Source organism: Gimesia aquarii, assembly GCF_007748195.1.
Classification (GTDB): domain Bacteria; phylum Planctomycetota; class Planctomycetia; order Planctomycetales; family Planctomycetaceae; genus Gimesia; species Gimesia aquarii.
Window position 1 is genome coordinate 2,927,641 of the sequence record NZ_CP037920.1, and the last position, 21,121, is coordinate 2,948,761.

Here is a 21,121-nt window from a genome sequence, read left to right on the forward strand (position 1 = left end):
CTATTGAATAAAAACGAATGGATTCGATATTACTTTTTTCGCTTTGGTTTATACATATGGGTGGCTTGTCCAATGAAACCTTCGGCAGCTTCCATCATGGTTTCAGAAAGCGTGGGATGAGCATGGATGCTTTCAGCAACATCCTCTGCAACCGCTGCCATTTCAACTGCCATAACTCCTTCTGCGATCAGCTCCCCTGCGCCGGGGCCCACGATTCCAACTCCGAGGACACGTCCCTTTTTCTTTTCGAAGATCATTTTCGTAAGTCCTTCCGTGCGGCCCAGCGTTTGTGCTCGTCCTGAGGCAGCCCAGGGGAACCGGGTAATTTCCACATCGAGTCCCTGATCTTTCGCCTCTTGTTCAGTGACACCACACCAGGCGATCTCGGGGTCGGTAAAGACAACTGCGGGAATTGCAATGTTGTCAAACTGAGCTGGTTCACCGGCAATCGTTTCGATGGCTACTTTCGCTTCACGAGTTGCTTTGTGTGCCAGCATGGGTTCACCGGCGATATCTCCAATAACAAAAATATGAGGCTCAGCTGTCCGCTGATTGGCATCGTGTTTAATGAATCCTCGCTCGTCGAGTTCTAGTTTGGTATTTTCGAGACCAATTCCTTTATTGTTAGGTCGACGTCCAATCGCAATCAGTACCCGGTCGAATGTTTGTTGAGGTTCGACCCCTTCACCCGATAAGTCTGCAATAATCCCGCTACTATCTGGGGTGAGCTTCTCAACTTTGGTATTCAAGTGAATTGCGGTAAAGCTCTCAGCCAATCGTTTTTGTAGAGGTCTTACCAAGTCGCGGTCTGCTCCTGGAAGTAACCCATCAGTCATTTCGACAACAGTAACCTGTGAGCCAAGAGCTGCGTAGACGCTACCCATTTCAAGACCAATGTATCCACCACCTACGACTAGTAATTTATCGGGCACATCGGCTAATTCGAGAGCCCCCGTTGAATCCATGATTCGAGGATCATCAAGATCAAATACAGGAGGAACTGCTGGAGAAGAGCCTGTGGCAACAACTGCATGTTTAAAACCAATCATTTCAGTCGTGCCATCTGGCTTCAAGACTTCAACGGAATGTGAGTCGTGAAAACGTCCAAATCCTTTCACGATTTCTACATGACGTGCGCCCGCGAGTTGAGAGATACCTCCCGTCAATTGTGTGACTACTTTGGTTTTGAACTCACGTAATTTATCAAGATCAATTTCGGGTTTTTGAAAAGAAACTCCCCAGGCAGAAGATTCTTTGGTTTCATTAATGAGTTTGGCAATGTGTAAAAGCGCTTTGGAAGGAATACAACCACGATTCAGGCAGACACCACCAGGGGCCACATCATCATTGACCATGATGACTTTGAAGCCCTTATCTGCGGCATCAAATGCAGCAGGGTAACCGCCGGGACCACCGCCGATGACCACAATATCTGTTTCTCTGGTTGCTGATCCAGGCATAATATACGTTAACCTTCTTTTTATTTTTTCTAGGCTTCAATACGGCACGAGTTAATTTCTTAGCAGTCAACCAGAAGGTTGAAAGGATCAGAAAGTAGACTGGAGATACGCACAATAAAACGTGCAGCATCGGCACCATTAATCACTCGATGGTCGTAGGAAAGCGATAAAGGAAGCATGAGACGGGCGATCGGATCCTCATTGATTAACTGGAATTCATGTCGAGAACGAGACATTCCCAGGATGGCTACTTCCGGATAATTCACAATAGGAGTAAATGAGGTTCCACCCAATCCTCCCAGATTGGTGATTGTAAAGGTCCCTCCCTGCATATCAGCCATTTCCAGTTTACGGTCACGGGCTTTGACTGCCATCTCCGTCATTTCCTGAGCGATAGCAATAATGTTTTTCTTATCAACATCCTTGACAACAGGGACAATCAAACCATTTTCTGTATCAACAGCAACACCGATATTAATATATTTTTTGTAAATGATTTCATTAGTATCTGAATCGAAGCTGGAATTGAATGCGGGAAACTCATGGAGCACAATGGCAACCGCTTTCATGGCGAGTGCTGTCATTGTGATCTTGGGACCAGAGTAGTTTGGTTTGGAAATAAACAGCTTCCGTGCTGTTTCTAAATCGGTAATGTCAGCCAAGTCATGTTGCGTTACATGAGGAATAATCTGCCAGGAAAGATTGAGGTTGTTGGCTGAAACGCGTGAGAGCTTGTTTAATTTCTTACGTTCTACTTCACCAAACTGGGTAAAATCAGGCAGTGGGGGCACGGCAATCCCACTTCCACCACCGGCAGGGCCTCCTCCAGCGATTAAATTTTTGACATAATTCTCAACGTCTTCCTGATTGACACGACCACCAGGACCGGAACCGCTCACCAAATGTAAATCGACGCCAAGTTTTCGCGCAAGCCGTCGTGTAGCAGGTCCTGCTGGAACGGGAGCTTTGTTTGGTGAAGATTCGGCTGAGGAAGCAGGTCCTGATTGAGGAACTGCAGGAGCTGGCGCTGGTTTGCTCTCAGGTTGGGGCTGAGTAGGTTCCGGCTTGACTGGTTCAGCTGCTTTTAATTCAGTCGGTGGTGTTTCCACCGGTTTGCTGTCTGTTTCAGGTGCTGGAGTTACAGCACCATTGGATTCTTCGATGGAAAGCAGGACGGTACCAATGGCGATAGAGTCCCCTTCCGATACGTTTAGCTCTGCGATTGTACCTGTATGAGGAGATTCGAGTTGGACAACCGCTTTGTCAGTTTCGATGTCCATCAAGACCTGACCTTCTTCGACGCTGTCCCCTACAGCAACGGAGATTTGTCCAACATCAGCTGTTTCCACACCTTCACTTACTTCAGGAAGTTTAAATTCAGTAGCCATAGTTTTGTCGTTCTATTCGTTGATGATTCTTTTATAATTAGCCCGTACGTTCTGGCTTATCATGCTGTCCGGGGATTAATTTTCTCTGGATCAATACCTAACTCATTGACAGCAGTAGCAAGCTGTTTTTTATCAAATTGACCTTCCTCGGCAAGTGAGTGTAGTGTTGCTACAACCACATTCTCAGCGTCGATTTCGAAGTGACGCCTGAGTGATTCACGAGTTTCACTGCGCCCGAATCCATCGGTTCCCAGCACACAGTAATATCCCGGGATTCCTTCGCGTATCTGGTCTGCCACCAACTTAATATTATCACTTGATGCAATGAATGGTCCTGCGACACCATCAAAAATTGTTTCCAGATAGGATTTCTGTAGGTCAGATTCGGGATTCAAACGATTAAAGCGTTCGACGTCTTTCAAGTCTCTAGCCAATTGTGTGTAGCTGGTCACACTCCAAACATCTGTGGCGATTCCATATTTCTCTGCAAGAATCTCTTGCGCACGCAACACTTCTCTCAGGATCGGGCCACTACCAAATAATTGGGGACGCATGGAGACCGAAGGTTTTTCCACATTTTGACTACGAAACTTATAGAGACCTTTGATGATTCCATCAGCGACATCGTCGCCTTCTGGCATTGGCTCCATCTCATAATTTTCATTATAAACAGAGAGATAATAGAAGATTTCTTCTCCCTCTTGGTACATGCGACGCAATCCTTCCTGGATGATCACTGCTAACTCATAAGCATAGGCAGGATCATAAGCATGTAGTGTGGGGACCGTTGTTGCCATGAGGTGGCTATGTCCATCCTGATGCTGTAGTCCTTCCCCATTCAGCGTTGTTCTACCTGATGTACCTCCCAGCAGGAATCCTTTAGTCCGCGAATCAGCGGCGGCCCAAACAAGATCGCCAACGCGTTGGAACCCGAACATTGAGTAGTAGATGTAGAAGGGGATCATATTGACGCCTTGATTGGCGTAGGCAGTTCCAGCTGCAATAAAGGAGGAAATCGCGCCTGCTTCATTGATACCTTCTTCTAAAATCTGACCATCCTTGGCTTCTTTGTAATACATTAACTGATCACGGTCGACAGGTTCATACAACTGGCCCTGACTGGCATAAATACCACATTGTTTGAAGAGGCCTTCCATACCGAATGTTCGTGCCTCATCAGGAATAATGGGAACAATGCGCTTTCCAATCACTTTGTCACGCAGCAAATTCCCAAGCAGAATTCCGAAGGCACCAGTGGTTGATCCTGTTTTGCCGGCCATACTTGTCATAAATCGATCAAGTGATTCCAGAGTCGGCGTTTCCATACGCTCTTCCGTCGGCGTTCGTTGTGGTAAATATCCTCCCAATTCTTCTCTACGTTTTTGCAGGTATTCCATTTCTGGGCTGCTATCTTCAGGTCGATAGAAGGGAGTGTTTTTGACATCTTCATCGCGGATGGGGATTCCAAATCGCGAGCGAAAATCTCTTAATTCGTCTTCATTTGCTTTTTTCACATTATGAGCGACATTGCGTCCTTCGCCGGCTTCACCGAGCCCATAACCTTTAATTGTTTTTGCCAGAATGACTGTCGGAGAATCTGTATGATTTACAGCAGCATTATAGGCGGCATAAACTTTTTCGGGATCGTGACCACCACGATTCATACGTTTGATTTGGTCATCAGATAGATGTTCCGCCATTTTGGATAATTCTGGATTCTCTCCAAAAAAATGTTCGCGAATGTAAGAACCAGATTCAACTACATATTTCTGATATTGTCCATCAACAACTTCGCCCATTCGCTTAACAAGATGGCCATCGTCGTCTTCAGCAAGAAGATGGTCCCAGTCACTGCCCCAAACCACTTTAATACAGTTCCAGCCTGCACCTCGAAATGCAGCTTCCAATTCCTGGATAATCTTACCATTACCACGTACAGGACCATCCAAACGTTGCAAGTTACAATTGATAACGAAGATCAGGTTGTCCAGATGCTCGCGAGATGCCAGAGTAATTGCTCCTAAGGTCTCGGGCTCATCAGTTTCTCCATCGCCTACGAAACACCAGACCTTGGATTTTGAGGTATCCATGATTCCTCGGTTGTGAAGGTATCGTAAAAAACGTGCATGATAAATTGACATGATTGGGCCTAAGCCCATAGAGACAGTTGGAAATTGCCAGAAGTTCGGCATGAGCCAGGGGTGAGGGTAAGATGAAAGTCCACCACCCCGCGGTAACTCTTGGCGGAAGTGTTCGAGGTTTTCTTCTGTCAATCGGCCTTCCACAAAAGCACGCGCATAAACACCGGGAGACGCATGCCCTTGAAAATAAACGACATCACCAGAGTGGTCTTCGGTTCGAGAATGGAAGAAATGGTTAAAACCAATTTCGCAGAGTGTTGCAGCTGAAGCATAAGTCGAAATATGTCCGCCAATACCATCATGATCCTTATTCGCCCGCACAACCATCGCCATTGCATTCCAGCGGATGATGCTTTTGATACGTCTTTCAATTTCGCGATTGCCGGGAAAAGGAGTTTGTGCTTCAAGAGGAATCGTGTTGATATAGGGAGTATTTGCAGTGAAAGGCATCGTCACTCCTTGACGATAGGCTCGCTCCTGCAATACTGCTAACACATTTTTCACTCTCTCTTTACCATACCGGATGATGAGGTCGTCCAGTGATTCAAACCATTCTTCAAGTTCTGCTGGATCGACACCAGGCACAGCACCTGTAACTGTTTGTTCTGCCATGAGATAAGGTTCTTTCAACCTGTTAAGTATGTTCAATGTAAAATTTAATTTCGAAAGATCTCTTGTAGAGACCCTTGAAAAGAAATCACATAGATGAGTTACGAAACAATTCTAGGAATGAATCGTGGTTAAGGAAACTAAATTGGATCTTTTTTGAGTGTATACAGCAAGTGCCAAGAATTTAGAATGCAGCGATACATCTCAGTTTAGGAGAATGCTAACTAATTCTAGTCAAATTTGCGAGTCATAGCATCAGATGTAAACTGTTTACTAGACATAGCAAACGTCAAAGGTGGTTGGTAAGCAACTTGTGAACGGTATGGAATGAAAACGTGTCATTTTTTTAAGCTAATTTTGATGTGAAAGGGGAGTGTCGTTCTTTTTTCTTGATCGGCTATCTGACATGGTTTCGTGAATGATCTCTTATCCTGCTTGTTTTTTCTATATGTACTATTTTCTCAGGTGGGAATGGATGTATCAGAAAATGAGAAATCAATTTATTTAAAATAAAAGTCATGTTGTAAAATATTATATAGATTATGATTATGATTTTTTGCTTGAATTTAAACAAATATTGCTGTCAAAATTGTTTTTTGGTGTAATATCATCTACGATACTGTTCAGATTTTGTCAAAGATTTAAGATCAAATACTATCGAGTCAGTCCTATGTATAGCTCAGTAGCGATCAATCGGTCACAGCGAGATTCGTTTTCTCAATTGGGAGCCCGCGCTTTTCTTAGCGATCGAACAAAGATGTGTTCGTGTGATTTAAAAGTTCAAAAGAATACAGCAAATACTCAGAAAGCGGTGCGCAAGAAAAAATACTGTGTTACAAAGGAGTTGCAGAAGCGTGCTGAAAGAATCGTTGCCAAAAAAATCGAATACGTGTTTCATGATCAGTTTGAAATGGAAGACGCTTGTGATCAAATCTTAGGACCGCTTCAAGAGTTGTGTACTGAATTAAATCCTGATTCAGAACATGATTTTAGCACTTCCTCATCTGAGTATGTCGCGCTTTACTCTGTGCCCTTGTTAGAAAAGGAACACGAATCCATACTGTTCAAAGGCATGAACTATTTGAAGTATCGAGCGGCAATATTGAGGGATAGTATTGACTTGAAGTCCCCATGCATTGGGCTATTGGACAGAATTGAACAGAAGATTAAAGATGCACGACGGTTGCGGAATTATATTATTCAAGCCAATTTAAGGTTAGTTGTTTCTATCGCAAAAAATTTGACTGATCGAGCTAATTTGTTTGAGGATCTCATCAGTGATGCTCATTTACCTTTGATTCGCGCGGTGGAAATCTTCGATGTCGGTAGAGGAAATCGATTTAGCACTTATGGAACCTGGGCTGTTCGAAATTATCTATTTAGATCTACAAAAAAAGGACGCAAATATCGAAAAACGTTCCAGAATGGTGTCGAATCAGTGGCATTGGGTCTAACTGATTATCGTACGACTCAGCGTTCGGAGGAATCTTATCATGCTATTATTCAGGGCGTACTGCAAAGAGTACTAAATTCGCTGGACGAACGAGAGCAGATAATTCTGAAGCGCCGATTTGGATTACATCACTCAGACCCCCCGAAAAAGTTTCGTGAAATCGCAGAAGAATTAGGGGTCAGTACAGAACGTGTACGTCAATTGACGATCCGATCATTGCAGCGAATGAGAGAGGTAGCTGAAGAACAAAACCTGGAGATCCCGGAATTCATTTGAGTTCCCTCAAAAGAATCCGTTATTCCCAATTGGTATCATCATCAGCGTATGGTATAAGGAAGTAATGCTTTTAAAGCTACAAGAGATATTTTCCAGAGTTTTGCCATAGTTGAAATTCCATGAGCCCCCCAACAGATCCACAAGAATCAGATTCCAAATCAAGTCAATCTAGCGGTGATGCCAACTTAATTCGTCTGCAGAAATTTCTTGCCTCGACAGGATTGGGATCCCGTCGTCATTGTGAAGAGTATATTGAAACAGGTCGAGTTACTGTCGATGGTGACGAAGTGATTGAGTTAGGCGCGAAGATTGACCCAGAAACACAGGTGATCTGTGTAGATGGAGAGCGGGTTCGCCTTCAACCGAAACGCTATTACCTGATAAATAAACCGTCAGGCTTTCTTTGTACAAACAATGATCCTGCGGGAAGAAGAAGAGTCATCGACCTTTTTCCGAAGGAGAATCAACGATTATTTACAGTGGGACGCTTGGATGAAAATAGCGAAGGTCTAATCCTTGTGACAAATGATGGAGAGATGGCTGAGAGATTGGCGCATCCTCGCTATCGGGTTCCTCGCACTTATCAGGTTCAGGTTGTAGGAAACCCTCCACGTGAAAAGTTGAATGAATTACGCAAAGGGATTCGTTTCAAAGAAGGAGTCTTTCGGGTTGCCGGCTTGAAACCCTTGCGTAAGCAGGGGAAGAGTACTTTTCTCGAATTAACTCTGCACGAAGGTCAGAATCGAGAAATTCGACGTATGATGGCACGGATTGGTCATAAAGTCATTCAATTAGTTCGAGTTCGATTTGGTCCATTGAATCTCGGTAATCTCAAGTCTGGTGAATTCAGAAGATTGACGGATTGGGAGTTGAAAAAATTACGGGAAATGTTAACAGAAAAACATTCCCCCAACATTCGTCGGCGTAGAGGTCGTAAAAATGTGATTCCAGGTAAAGGCAAGCCATCACGAATTTCTGCTGAGAAAAAAATTTCAGACAAGAAGCCTACAAATAGAACGCCAGCACATAAAAAAACAGCAACTCCTAAGCATAAACGTGAGGCTACTGTTTCTCAGCGAGGGACGTCACGCCGAAGAATCATAGGCGATACACAAGGAAAACAATTACGATCGGGAAGGCATAAATGACAGCGATTTCGCAATTCGGTACTTGTAATCCACCAGAATATCTCTCTGCTACAGTGGTCGAACAGGAACAAATGGCGCAATCCACATATCGTATTCGGCTTGATTGTCCCCAACTTGCTAAAGCAATTCTACCGGGACAGTTTTTTATGGTGCGGGAGCCAGGAGTCAATGATCCCTTATTGGGGCGTCCGTTTGCGCTTTATGACACTTATTTAAGCGAAACAGGACAGCCACTCGGTGTAGATTTTGGTTATGTTATTGTTGGAAAATTAACAACACGGATGACTCACTGGCAACCAGGAGATCAGGTTGAACTTTGGGGGCCTCTTGGGAACGGCTTTCCCCGGCCAGGAGTTGGTGCATTGACGATGGTGGCAGGTGGCATTGGACAAACTCCTTTCCTGGCTGCAGCAAGAGAGGCACTTGCTCAAAGAGAATATGGAGAGAGACAGCGTACTCTCGATGAGTTTCCTGAGAAGGTCAGTTTGCTTTACGGAGCACGTTCGAAGGATTACCTTGCCGGCCTAGATGATTTTAACTTGAACGGGCTCGATGTCGAAGTTGCTACTGATGATGGTTCATTTGGACATCATGGTTATGTAACAGAACTATTACAGCAACAGATCAAAGGGCCAACTCCGCCTGCTACAATCTTTTGTTGTGGTCCAGAACCGATGATGGAAGCGGTAAGCCAGATTGCAATTGAGTCTAATATTTCTTGTTGGCTTTCACTGGAAACTCCAATGGCTTGTGGTTTTGGGGCTTGTTTCAGTTGTGTTGCGAAAGTACGGATCAGCGATAATGAATGGGACTACCGAAGAACTTGTGTGGAAGGTCCTGTTTTTAAAGCGGAAGATCTTATTTTTTAGAGATCACGATCACCTTTAAGTATTATGTAAAGCTAGTGCATGCAACATCTTCGTATTGACAATTTTGATTGAGAACCTCTATAGTCTTGGCAAAATGCAGGTCTGGATATGAGCGTTAAACATGATAAGATCAATCAGTGCGGATTCTCTTCTTCTGTAGGAGAAGAAGTAGATAGACAGTTGAGATTCCAGGAATCTGCTGATCTTGATTTGTCTGACAGAGGCTTTCAAGAGACTCAACCATCGTCACAACAGCCATACATTCCTTCTCAGTTAAAATTACTGTTCGTTTGCGACAAGAGGCCAATTTGGGTTGGATTAGCTTTAGAGCTTGATGAAATCGGATGCTCAGAACCTCGCTTTGATTGGGTATCAACCTCTGAAGAGACACTCTCACTCCTGCGAAATGACAGTTATGACTGTTTGCTGATAGGAGTTTTTGCTGAAAACAAAACAAAACAATTGGAGCTTTTAAAAGCAATTCGGGGGAGTAGTTGTCACGCTCCTGTCGTAATAGTTCTCTCAGTTCCTGACGATCAGGTCACTTCGGCCGCTTTTGAATATCATGCCGAAGTCTTAGTCTCGGCTGCGATGTGGGAATCTTCGCTAGTGCTGGGATCGATAAAACGTTCGGTGATGGTAGAGCAACTTCGAGAAGACAATCATCGACTGATGGTGGAAAATCATCGCAGATTGGTAAGGGAGCGTGATGAAGCAGAACGACTCCTGAAGCAGCAACGGTCGATGGTTGGAGAGTTGCAAACACTTGTCTATCTGGATGAAGATGATACAACTGAGACTAACTTGCTTTTAGAGAAAGGCCATAATAATTATGATTCCAAGCGGGTTTCCGGGATTTTCCAAATCCCTCATGAAGTACAAGACTATTACCATGAATTATTAAGGACTTATGTCATCATGGGTTCAGGAAGTTTGAAAGACGAGATTTTACAAATTTCCGATTTGTTGGCTAATGCTAATTTAACCCCCCGAAAAGTTCTTGAATTCCATCTCGAGTGCGTGGAACTGATTGTAAAAGGACTTGGTAACCGAAGTTCGAGGCATGTAATGGCTCGTGCAGATCTACTTGCCCTTGAGATGATGGTTCATTTGGGAGAGTGTTATCAAAAAAAGTCCGTCTGAAAATTATAAACATCTAATCTGTAATAGTTTACAGGATTGATCGCTTATTTATTTGGAGTCAGCAAAAGGTACTATAATTCACTCATTCTACAACGTATAATAAACCCAAAAGTCGTGTGCTTTTTGATCATTTTTAAAATCTGTAGCAAATGGGGCTACGATTTCAAGTTTATGTAATCAGCGCTCGTACCAAACATATTGAGTTTTTACGATTATCGAATGGTGTGGTTTTCTTTCAAAACTCGATTTGATTGTTATACATAAATATCGAATATGCGCGGGAATTTTGAGGATGAACTCAAAACAAGAAACTTTTCCACCATTGGACCAGAATACAATCGTTCCTGCAATTCCCATGGAATTCAATTCTCAGGAACGAATAAAAGAAGCGGGCAAGTTCTGCCCTCATGCAGGAGTGGTTTCTCGTGCCTCAGGAATGTTCCAAGAGCAGGGACGAGTGCTTTTGCTCAACCGTTTGCGCATGGCTTCACTCATTCTCGCACTCGCAACGGCAGCATTTTTAATTCGAGGAATCGTACTCAAAGAATATCTCGAAGTACATGGGCAAGAGATGCTGATTCTGGAATCGATACTGACCGGAATTTTGCTGGCAGTCTCTGGTCTACTTTGGATCAAGCCTTGTTTATGTCTTTGGAGATTGAGGATTTGTGAAGCGATTACATTTGGAGCACCTGCATTATTTTTCATCTGGTTCCAATTTAGTGAGCTTTGTGCCTGCGATCCTGTCCTGATTGGTAAAGTGGCTTATGCATTTCCTCTAAAAACCGTTATACCTTGGATGGTCCTGATTTATACCTACGGGTTTTTTATTCCAAATTCACTCCGTGGAGTCACGACCGTAGTGAGTCTCGTGGAGTCACGACCGTAGTGAGTCTGATGGTGATCAGCCCGATTGTGGGCGCCTTCATGACAGGGATGAAAGTGCCTGCAGTTTCTGAAGTACTCTACACCGGTGGTTTATCTGAGATGATCATTTTACTCTCAATCGCTGCGAGTACAGCCATTTATGGCTCTTACCGAGTGGGAAGCCTGAGGCGCGAAGCCTTCGACGCAAAAGGAGTTGGCATGTACACTTTGCGTAAGCAGATTGGTACGGGAGGCATGGGCGAAGTTTATTTGGCAGAACATAGACTTCTCAAGCGTCCATGTGCTATTAAATTGATCCGACGGGATAAAGTAGACGATGAGAATATCCTGTTGCGTTTTGAGAGTGAAGTTCAGGCAACCGCTGGTTTAACACATCCGAATACGATTGAAATTTACGACTATGGACACACGGAAGAAGGCACCTTTTATTATGCTATGGAGTTTCTGCCCGGACTCAATTTACAAGAGATCGTAGAACGTTTCGGAGAACTTCCTCCTGAAAGAGTTGTCTATCTGTTAAGACAGGTTTGCTCCGCACTAGCTGAAGCACATCATAAAGGTTTGATTCATCGGGATATCAAACCGGGAAATATTTTTTCTGCCGAACGTGGTGGTTTGTATGATGTTGCTAAGCTACTTGACTTTGGTTTGGTCAAGGACAACCGTCCTGAGAAAAACTCACTCGAGTTGACAATGGAAGGTGCTGTTGTCGGTTCCCCCCTTTACACGAGTCCAGAAGTTGTCACCGGTGATGGGGAGCCCGATTTCCGATCAGACATTTATTCCTTAGGGGCGACCGCCTATTACTTGTTGACAGGGAAACCAGTATTTGAAGGGGAGAGCGCCCTGAAAGTTGTGTTTGCACATGCTAGTCAGGCTGTAAAACCTTTGACAGAAATCAATCCAAAAATTTGTAAGGAACTGGAAGCGATTATTCTAAAATGCTTGGAGAAGAAGCCCGAGGATCGCTATCAGAAAGCAGAAGAATTGAGTGATGCACTCAAGGAACTCAAACTCAAAGAATGGACTCAGGAAGAAGCTGCGGAGTGGTGGTCAGATGCGGAACAATTCGTTCAGCATGAGCCTGATCCGGAATATGCGTCTGAAGATCACTTAAAGGCGACAACAATTTTGCCTGTCAATGCGTAACCGTAATCAGATGATTGACGGGATTTTATTTCTTTTGATGCTGCCAGTTTAAGCGATCTTTTGTGAGAAAACCCTGTCTAATAGCACAGTCTAAACAGTACATCTCATGTCCATTCGTGACATAGATTTCTCCGTGCATTAAAAGATGGAAATGATCCTCTCCCGGAAATTTTGAAAAGCAATACTCTTTCGATGTAGATGTTTTTACCGAAACCTCAATATTTTCCGCATCGTTTATGGGGACATACAGCCGCGCATCTTTTTCTGTAGAAGTAGTTTGCTCGTCGATGTGATGATCATTGGCCATTAGTATCAGACACTATTCTTCTACTTTTGGGACTTCAACCCCTAAGTCCTCGGCAAGTTGGATTAACGCTTCCCAGTTTCCACGATCCAGTGAAATCCCTTTTTCCTTACGGACAGTAGCAGTTTTCTTTTCTGGATCACCGGGAAGGAAGATTTCATTAATACCCTCTTTCATTGGAACATTTCTGACATACTTTTCCAGATTGGTGATCTCATTCAGCAAATGGCTTTGCCCACCTAAATGCTTGGGATCGATGACGATGATAAAAACACAGTTTCCCTGAGGTGGGGGGGGATCTGGGAAAGCACACTGCCCTCCTGAGAGTGCTCCACAAAGCATTTCCACCATGAAGGAAAGCCCAAAGCCTTTGTAAGCCTGATCACCTCCCATCGGCAGAATGGTACCTGGAGGATCTCCATAAAGTTGATTGGGATCTGTTGTGGGATTTCCATCTGGATCTAAAATCAAACCGGGAGGGACTTGTTCACCGGCGATTTTTTTGATGCGAACTTTTCCTTCTGCAGTAGCAGAAGTACCAAAGTCGAGTACGAAGGGACCTTCAATCCCTCCAGGCATTCCAATGCAGATGGGATTTGTCCCGAGACGAGGTCGTTTGCCTCCTACTGGTGCGACGCGTGGGGCGGAGCCATGAGTGTTAGCACAAATAATGGATGCCATCCCCTGAGCAGCAGCCATTTCCGCATATTCTCCAAGCCTACCGATATGTGACGCACGTTTAAGTGTTCCACAAGCAACTCCCAAGCTGGATGCTTTTTCTATCAGACGGTTCATCATGTCATGCATTACCGTTTGACCGAATCCCCAGCAACCATCACCTGCGATAGCCGCGGGGGTCTCATTTAGAATTTGCAGCTTCTCACCTGCTTTAAGAATGCCTTCTTTTACACGTCCGAGATAAAAGGGCAAACGCATCACTCCATGAGAATCATGACCGAGTAAATTAGCGTCGACCAAACTTTTTGAAACAATACGTGCTTCTTCGTCATTCGCTCCTCCTTTTAGCAGAAGCGATTCGACAAAGTTTTGTAGCGACTCAGACGAGATTGAAGGCACTTCAGAAAATCCTCTATATAAATAGTTTTATTGAACAAATATAAAGCAAAATAGCTATTTAGTATCTTTATTAAATGCTCATCATACAAACTATTTTATATCCGGTAAATTTACTGGATATCAGGATTTTCCTTGTTGAACAGAAAAAAAGCTTTTAACGAGAGTTCATTTGGGGGACGACTTTGAGGAATTTTAGCAATCTGGTCCGGTTAGATAAAAAACATGCCGGGAGGGCGGATTCGTTTCAAATTTTGATTCTTAAAAAGTAAGGGGCGAGGGAGACTTTCTACAGTGATATTCCTTGAATCAATGGGAAAATCAGAAAAAAGTCTAGGAAGTAACGAATAAATCAAATTCATAATCTTCTCAAATAATAACAAAAAGAACGGCATCAGAATTCTTCTCAGAGATGCTTGTTTGGTTGGACGATACTCGAGAGGTCAACCTGTTTCACCCCCTTTGGGTCTCTTGTTATCAAACATTGGGCTTAATTGAAGAAACAGGTGAACGAAGATTTTAGCGAGAAGGATACTGAATGAGCAGCAGTGTAGAAAATATTCAATCACTCAAAGAGCTTAGACAATTCATTCACAAAACACTTTGTGAAAAAGAAAATTTGCTCGAAGAACAGTTTTCGATGTCTGAAATGGCATTGAGGCGACGAGGTCGAAGCTGTGGGTTGCAATTTTCTATTAATGGTCCTCGAAGTGTCCGCTTAGGAGCAATCTGGGCATCTGACTCCAACATGGTCTACTTTTATGATGCACGGGGAGAACGTTATGCAAAAGTCCATCTTCCCAATCGGATTTTTGCGATGGAACACGAATCAGAAGAAGCTGCTTAACGTCTTTAGCGTCGTAAACTACTCACTACTTCCTTGATGAGCATTCAATTTCTCCAATCTTTCTTTGGCTTTCACATTGCCATATTTTGCAGCCATGCGGTAGTGCAGCTTCGCGACGTTTGATGTCGCGTGCTTTCTTTCCGCTTTTTGACCTAACTCAAAAAAACGTTCTGCTTTGGATTGAGTTATCTGATTGAAATGTGAAGAAGATTTTCGACTCTTACCGGATGAACTTGTGAAATGTTTGGAGTCAGCTGGTTCTGCATGTTGAGAAAGAAGTTGCTGTTTCCAGTGCGAATGGTTTCTCCGGAACCTTTGTCTTGTTCTGCTGACAGCCGAAGGAGCGCTATTTAACAGGAAGCGGTCCATTGCTTCGAAGTCATGAATGTAGACGCCCACACTGCTTGACGAACTTTGAAATACTTGACCGTATGAAGATCCACGTTGGAATGGGCCGAACTGTCTTGATCTCATTGCTCCTGAACTTGCCCCTCCCAAGAGAGTACGACCTCTGTCAGGTATACTGACTGTTGTACCTATTGAGAATTGTTGTACGATGGGTTGTTGGATTCGGATTTCCTGAGCGTGTCCCGGAGAAAGGTGGAACCAACCTAAACTAAAGACAAAATTACAGAGAATGAATACTCGTTTCTGTTTCATGAAGTCTCATCCTTACTTTGTGAGATCTGTATCTAAAATACTATGTCATTTGCTTCCCTGATGCAATGAAATAATTAGAAACAATAGTTAAAAATACAGTTGGGAGTTCACCTTGAAGTTTATTCAATCAAACCGAATTGTCTTGCTTTGTTGAGAAAGAAGCGATTCATGCAATTATCATTTTTCAATAATAAATTCATCCAGCAACTTTTCATGATATCTGGAACTGTATTGGCTTTAGGAGATTGTTTCTCTGTTCAAGCTGAGATCCTTCAGTCGGAGCGTCCAAACGTCATTTTAATTCTCTCAGACGATCAGGGTTATGGTGATGTTGGTTTTCATGGAAATACCAATCTTAAAACACCTCATCTGGATCAGATGGCTGCAAAAGGTGTCGAATTAAGCCGTTTTTATTGTAGTCCGGTTTGTGCACCAACAAGAGCTAGCTTGATGACAGGCCGGTATTACTATCGTACTGGAGTGATACATACTTCACGCGGTGGTGCTAAGATGCATGGGGACGAAGTAACGATGGCTGAGCTATTGAAAGATGCTGGTTATAAAACAGGTATTTTTGGAAAATGGCATTTAGGGGATAATTTTCCGATGCGCCCCCAGGATCAGGGATTCGAGGAGTCGCTCATTCATAAAAGTGGTGGCATTGGACAATCGCCAGATAAACCGAATAGTTATTTTAATTCTTGGTTATGGAAGAACGGGACACAACAAAAAGTGGTTGGTTATTGTACTGATGTGTTTTTTAAAGCAGCCATCGATTTTATTGATCGAGAAAAAACGGGTCCAAAACCGTTCTTTGTTTATTTGCCTACCAATGCACCACATACTCCTTTGGAAGTTAGTCCGTCGTACTGGAGGCCCTATCAAAAGGCAGGGCTCAATGAAACTACTGCCAAAGTTTATGGAATGATTTCGAATTTAGATGACAATTTGGGCAAATTAATTGCGTATCTGAAAAGATCTCATTTATTAGATACGACCATTGTTTTATTTATAGGTGATAATGGACCACAGCAAAAGCGATTCAATGCTGGATTGAGAGGCAGAAAATCATCGACTTATGAGGGAGGGATTCGTGTCCCTTTTCTTGCCAGTTGGCCGGGACGTTTTCAGGAAGGAATGAAAAGTGATCAGATCGCGGCTCACATTGATGTTTTGCCGACTTTATTAGCTCTGACAAAAACACCTCTACCTGAAACGCTGAAACTCGATGGAATCGATCTTTCGAGTTTACTTTTAAATAAGAGCAAAGCGTTACCGAAACGTAGCCTTTTTTTTCAAGTTCACCGAGGGCTGACACCCCAGCAATACCAAAATTCTGCAGTTGTTTCGAGTCGTTTTAAGCTCGTTGGTTATCCGGGAACATTTGGTAATGAAAATCTGATGAGAAGTAATGAACCTACTTTGGAGTTGTATGATATATTAATCGATCCAGGAGAAAAAAATAATCTGATACAAACTAAAACTAAGATTGCTCAACAACTACGACAACAGTATGAATCTTGGTTTTTATCGATGAGACAATCCCGAAACTTTGAACCAGGATTAATCATCGTCAACCAAGAAAAAGAAAGTCCTTGTGTTTTATGCCGCTATCAGGATGGGAATTATTTTCAGGGAAGGTCTCAAGGTTGGATGGTGAAAATCACTCACTCTGGTTTGTATAAAATCCAAATTGATAAAGGCCAGGTACAAAAATCGGGTAAATTGATCGTGAACTGGCAAGGTCGGCAGACTCACGAGTACTTGAAGCAGAGCGAATCAATGGCGGATTTTGAGTTATCCGAGGGAACAGGATTACTCGATATCTGGTTTCAAGTGGAAGGGGAAGACCGCAGTCATCCAACTGAGAATGGAACTGTGGGAGATGTGATCTTGAAACGACTGGATTAAGAAAGGAACAATTGAAAAAAACCGGCCTGGATTATCCTAATGCCGGTTAGATTCAATTTGTGATTTTTAATTCAACAAATTTTAATAGTGCCAGTCAATACCCACACTCCATGAGCCCACACTCCATTTTTCCCGTTCGATTTCAATTGATGGAAATAGTCCTCTGGTAGGCATACCTTGCCAACGAATACTATCAAAAGGTCTGGCGATTTCACCGGCAATAATATAAGTATAACCGAATCGGAATTTTGCTTCCTCAAGGATTTTCATTCGTTTCAAAACGGGTACTTTGTCAAAAATCGCCATTTCCATAAAGATGGATTGTTCGAAAATTGGTGAAACGTGAGTATGTGAAGATTCATCTCTAAACGCGTTCGGGTTGGGGTTATCGGGAGTAGGGTCAATTAATGCCTTGGGACGATCCAGATCATCTGGATCAGCTCGAGTAATCATACCTACGTTGTCTCCGCTCAGTTCGATTTCTTCCTGATTAGCCATTAAACCCAGTTTCGTTTGGCCCCAGATTTTAAATTTATCACCACCTAGATCAAATTGAATACCAATTTCAGGACCAGCTAAATGGGTATCAACTTGGCTGTTCACGACGGTTGTTGTCGGGGTCACAGGCAGTCCAGTTACAGGGTCGAGAGGTGCGGCAAAGAAAGCTGTCGTTGTACCTGTTCCTCCTCCACCACCATCATCATCTTCCACGACTCCAGCGTTATCAATGATGCCATCTTCGTTTTCATCAGTTCCTGTAGGGTGTGAGAACAATTTCAAGTCTGGTCGGATACCTGCAATATTGTTTGCGTCACTATAGAGTAACCCGCTATCACGACCTACGAACCCAAAAGCTTCTCTCACTTGCATGTATCTTACACCGACAAGACTTCGAACTTTCAGGCTCTTCTGGTCAATGACTGGTGTCGACATCCAGGTTGCGTTCGTTCCCCAAGCTTGACTGACTACTTTAATCCTGAAATCCAAATCGTATGGAACAGAAACACCATTGACTGATCCGTCATCGAGTGGCAACGAACGTAAGTTCATCAATTCTTGTTGTAAAATAGTGTTGATTTCAGCTGTTGTCACACCTGGGATAGAGGAAACCACACCGGTACCCGTAGGATCAATGAAGTTGGGTGGTGACAACAGAATATCCATGATTGCTTGATTTTCGGCGAGTGGTTTATGAGTTGAAGTCTCAATAGCAGACCATTCTGAATCAGAGCGAGCAAGCCACCAGCCAGTGAATTCAAAACCGCTTTCATCTTCATTAGTCCATCCCCAGCGGAGTCTAGTCCCTGGAGCGTTCAAGTTCGGAACGACGTCAAAGGTCGTGGAATCGAAGAAATTCAAGCCTTCTGCTGTATCCGCAAATTCTTCATCTGTGGCAGCGATTAGGTCATCTTCGACCAAATTAAAATATGAGATTGTCCCAACATTTCCGAGAAGGGTACTACCTGGAGAACGGTATCGAGAGAATAGTGCTTCGGTGCTGAAGAAATATTTTTTTCCACCATTACTATCTCTGTATGACCATAAGCCATTATTCTCAATGCGATGTTGTTGAAACATCTTTTCAAAAGGAGATATTTGCGGAAATGCATTTAATGCTCCTTGTGGGTTGACGTTCATAGGGATTCCAGGTCTTGAAGCTGAACCGTATGGACTTGTCAATCCATTTGTCACGCCTTGAAAAAAGTTAGGCTGTGGAGAGGCTGCCATCGATTGCGCATTTTGAGCGAACCCTGGGAAATTATACGATACAGGTTGTATCATACCTGACTGTGTCATCGGGGGAGGATATCCACCCTGCGCTTGAACAATCGAGTATGCATGTGAGATCAGAACGATGCTCAATACCGGTGCTAGCCAATGAAGAAGCCGCATCTATACGTCCTTACAAACAGCGGAAACTTTGAGAACAATTCGCGCCGTCTAAAACGGGAAAGCGCGGAGTCTGTTGCTGGTTATATCGGACAGGCCATGTGGTAAACTGTAGCGATTATTCGGAAGATACCGAATTTTCCAGTTTCAATAGTTTTAACGGTTGTGATGGCAAAAGAGAGAATGATCACATGTGCATTTTTTGAGACGTGGGTTTAATAAATGAATTTGTTATAAGTTTAATATATATAATTAGATAGGGAGAATGTTATGAATTGGCTCAGATCTCTGTTTCGAAGTTTTCGAGAGCAATTGAGAACTGAAATAAAGTGGGTTGAATGCGTGGATTAGAGGACTGGCCCAATACTCCAAGGGCAGAACTCCTCATCTCCTATGCCTTGGATCTCGCTCTTCGTTTTTTTACCGCTGGCCACTTCAATGATCAGCTCGAAGATTTCCTCTCCCACCTCTTCAACGGAAGTACCGTTTAAAATTCTACCAGCATCAAGGTCCATATCATCCTGCATTCGCTCATACATGGGTGTGTTCGTAGAGATTTTAATACTAGGGACCGGCTTACATCCGAAGCAACTCCCTCGGCCTGTGGTGAAAGTTACGACATTCGCTCCACCTGCAACCATGCCCGTGACAGAAGCGGGGTCATAGCCGGGAGTGTCCATGATCACAAAGCCTTTTTCAGTGACTGGTTCTGCGAATCGATAGACTTCACGCAAAGCAGTGCTGCCCCCTTTGGCAATCGCTCCTAGTGACTTTTCGTAAATTGTTGTTAAACCACCTCTTTTGTTTCCAACGGATGGATTGTTATCAATTACAACACCGAATTTTCCTGTGTACTCTTCCCACCATTTGATGCGGTCGACTAACTTTTTGCCAATTTCTGGAGTGACAGCGCGCCGAGTGAGAAGATGCTCTCCACCATGAATCTCTGGTGTTTCTCCCAGAATTGAAGTAGCACCATGCGCAACCAAAAAATCGCTGGCAATTCCTAATGCAGGGTTGGCAGTCACACCACTGTTTCCATCACTCCCACCACATTCCGTACCTAGAATTAATTCTGAAACCGGAATTGGAACGCGGGTGACATCATTGACCTGAGGTAAATACTCTTTCAAAACTGTGGTTACTTTTTTGACTGTTTTGGCTATGCCTCCTATATCTTGGATATTGAGTACTAGAGGGCCTTGGTTTTGAGGCTCGTTGGGGTTCGCTAGCTGGACAAGGCCTTCGGATTCAGAGAGAAACGAACCTTGTCCAGTTTCACAACCTAATCCCAGAACAACATAAGCGCCGATATTCGGATGTTTTGCAAATCCACCCAGAGTCCGCATCAGCTGATGATGATCTTCCCCATCATATTGCATAGCACATCCGCCTTTGTGAACCAGCGGGATTATACCGTCAATATTGGGGTAATTTTCCAATGACGTCTGAGCCAATTCCCTGGCAATATATTTGGAGGCTGTTGCAGAACAGTTTACTGTACTGATAATCGCCAGATAATTTCGGGTGCCTGCTTTCCCATTCGGACGGCGATAGCCCATAAAAGTCCGACCTTTAATGGGTTCTGGTGGGGTCGGGACATCCGTTGAATAGGCGTAGTCCAAACTCAAGACCCCTGATTCCAGATTATGACTGTGAATCCAGTCACCTGCTAGAATATCTATGGTAGCAAAGCCGATTGTCTGTCCAAACTTACGGATTGGTTCACCGCTGGCGATATTCTGAATAGCCACTTTATGGCCGAGGTCAATACTTTCTCGAGTAGTCACACTTTCGTTTTCAGAGAGTGCGCACTCCTGGTTTTCGGTCACGGAATTGCGAGCGATGGCGATATTATCGTCTGAATGGAGCTTTAAAAGCGGTGAATTCTGAGCTGATGACATATTGGAC

16 protein-coding genes are annotated in these 21,121 nt (G+C 43.6%); 8 read left to right on the top strand and 8 right to left on the bottom strand.

From position 1 onward, the window contains the following. Positions 1-29: 29 nt before the first annotated feature. From lpdA to aceE, 3 genes are read right to left on the bottom strand one after another with little or no spacing between them, the layout of a single operon-like run. Complete coding sequence (gene lpdA, locus V144x_RS11770; protein ID WP_144985349.1) at positions 30-1,460, bottom strand: dihydrolipoyl dehydrogenase; 1,431 nt, start codon at positions 1,458-1,460, stop codon at positions 30-32. A gap of 59 nt (positions 1,461-1,519) precedes the next feature. Further along, positions 1,520-2,848, bottom strand: coding sequence for a 2-oxo acid dehydrogenase subunit E2 (locus V144x_RS11775; RefSeq protein ID WP_144985350.1), 1,329 nt, complete (start codon positions 2,846-2,848; stop codon positions 1,520-1,522). 59 nt (positions 2,849-2,907) lie between these two features. Next, positions 2,908-5,601, bottom strand: coding sequence for a pyruvate dehydrogenase (acetyl-transferring), homodimeric type (gene aceE / locus V144x_RS11780; protein WP_144985351.1), 2,694 nt, complete (start codon positions 5,599-5,601; stop codon positions 2,908-2,910). A gap of 667 nt (positions 5,602-6,268) precedes the next feature. On the opposite strand from aceE, the gene V144x_RS11785 reads away from it, so the two are divergent. From V144x_RS11785 to V144x_RS11810, 6 genes are all read left to right on the top strand, one after another. Next, positions 6,269-7,327: a sigma-70 family RNA polymerase sigma factor gene (locus V144x_RS11785; protein WP_144985352.1), complete on the top strand. Its 1,059-nt coding sequence runs from the start codon at positions 6,269-6,271 to the stop codon at positions 7,325-7,327. A 119-nt stretch (positions 7,328-7,446) separates the two neighbouring features. Further along, positions 7,447-8,475 (top strand): pseudouridine synthase, encoded by a 1,029-nt coding sequence (locus tag V144x_RS11790; protein ID WP_144985353.1) that lies wholly within the window; start codon positions 7,447-7,449, stop codon positions 8,473-8,475. Further along, positions 8,472-9,344: a dihydroorotate dehydrogenase electron transfer subunit gene (locus V144x_RS11795; protein WP_144985354.1), complete on the top strand. Its 873-nt coding sequence runs from the start codon at positions 8,472-8,474 to the stop codon at positions 9,342-9,344. The genes V144x_RS11790 and V144x_RS11795 overlap by 4 nt, the downstream gene beginning before the upstream one ends. Positions 9,345-9,452: 108 nt before the next feature. Further along, the gene (locus V144x_RS11800; protein WP_144985355.1) at positions 9,453-10,487 is read left to right on the top strand and encodes a response regulator; all 1,035 of its coding nucleotides are present in this window, start codon (positions 9,453-9,455) and stop codon (positions 10,485-10,487) included. A gap of 292 nt (positions 10,488-10,779) precedes the next feature. Next, entirely contained in the window at positions 10,780-11,376 is a 597-nt protein-coding gene (locus tag V144x_RS11805; RefSeq protein WP_144985356.1) for a hypothetical protein, read from the top strand. Between the two features lie 8 nt (positions 11,377-11,384). After that, positions 11,385-12,524 (top strand): serine/threonine protein kinase, encoded by a 1,140-nt coding sequence (locus tag V144x_RS11810; RefSeq protein WP_232102832.1) that lies wholly within the window; start codon positions 11,385-11,387, stop codon positions 12,522-12,524. 25 nt (positions 12,525-12,549) lie between these two features. Here V144x_RS11810 and V144x_RS11815 read toward each other — a convergent pair whose 3' ends face one another. Both V144x_RS11815 and V144x_RS11820 read right to left on the bottom strand, forming a co-directional pair. Beyond that, positions 12,550-12,831, bottom strand: coding sequence for a hypothetical protein (locus V144x_RS11815; RefSeq protein ID WP_144985358.1), 282 nt, complete (start codon positions 12,829-12,831; stop codon positions 12,550-12,552). A gap of 12 nt (positions 12,832-12,843) precedes the next feature. Beyond that, entirely contained in the window at positions 12,844-13,905 is a 1,062-nt protein-coding gene (locus V144x_RS11820; RefSeq protein WP_144985359.1) for an Ldh family oxidoreductase, read from the bottom strand. A 535-nt stretch (positions 13,906-14,440) separates the two neighbouring features. On the opposite strand from V144x_RS11820, the gene V144x_RS11825 reads away from it, so the two are divergent. Further along, on the top strand, positions 14,441-14,749 hold the full coding sequence (locus tag V144x_RS11825; protein WP_144985360.1) for a hypothetical protein: 309 nt from the start codon (positions 14,441-14,443) through the stop codon (positions 14,747-14,749). An 18-nt stretch (positions 14,750-14,767) separates the two neighbouring features. Here V144x_RS11825 and V144x_RS11830 read toward each other — a convergent pair whose 3' ends face one another. Then, positions 14,768-15,409 carry a hypothetical protein gene (locus tag V144x_RS11830; RefSeq protein ID WP_144985361.1) on the bottom strand — a complete coding sequence of 214 codons (642 nt, stop codon included), beginning with the start codon at positions 15,407-15,409 and terminating at the stop codon, positions 14,768-14,770. Between the two features lie 168 nt (positions 15,410-15,577). On the opposite strand from V144x_RS11830, the gene V144x_RS11835 reads away from it, so the two are divergent. Continuing rightward, positions 15,578-17,320, top strand: coding sequence for an arylsulfatase (locus tag V144x_RS11835; protein WP_144985362.1), 1,743 nt, complete (start codon positions 15,578-15,580; stop codon positions 17,318-17,320). 81 nt (positions 17,321-17,401) lie between these two features. Here V144x_RS11835 and V144x_RS11840 read toward each other — a convergent pair whose 3' ends face one another. Continuing rightward, a complete protein-coding gene (locus V144x_RS11840; protein WP_144985363.1) occupies positions 17,402-19,213 on the bottom strand; it encodes a hypothetical protein in 1,812 nt (603 codons plus the stop codon). A 344-nt stretch (positions 19,214-19,557) separates the two neighbouring features. Then, positions 19,558-21,114 (bottom strand): UxaA family hydrolase, encoded by a 1,557-nt coding sequence (locus tag V144x_RS11845; protein WP_144985364.1) that lies wholly within the window; start codon positions 21,112-21,114, stop codon positions 19,558-19,560. Positions 21,115-21,121 lie beyond the last annotated feature (7 nt).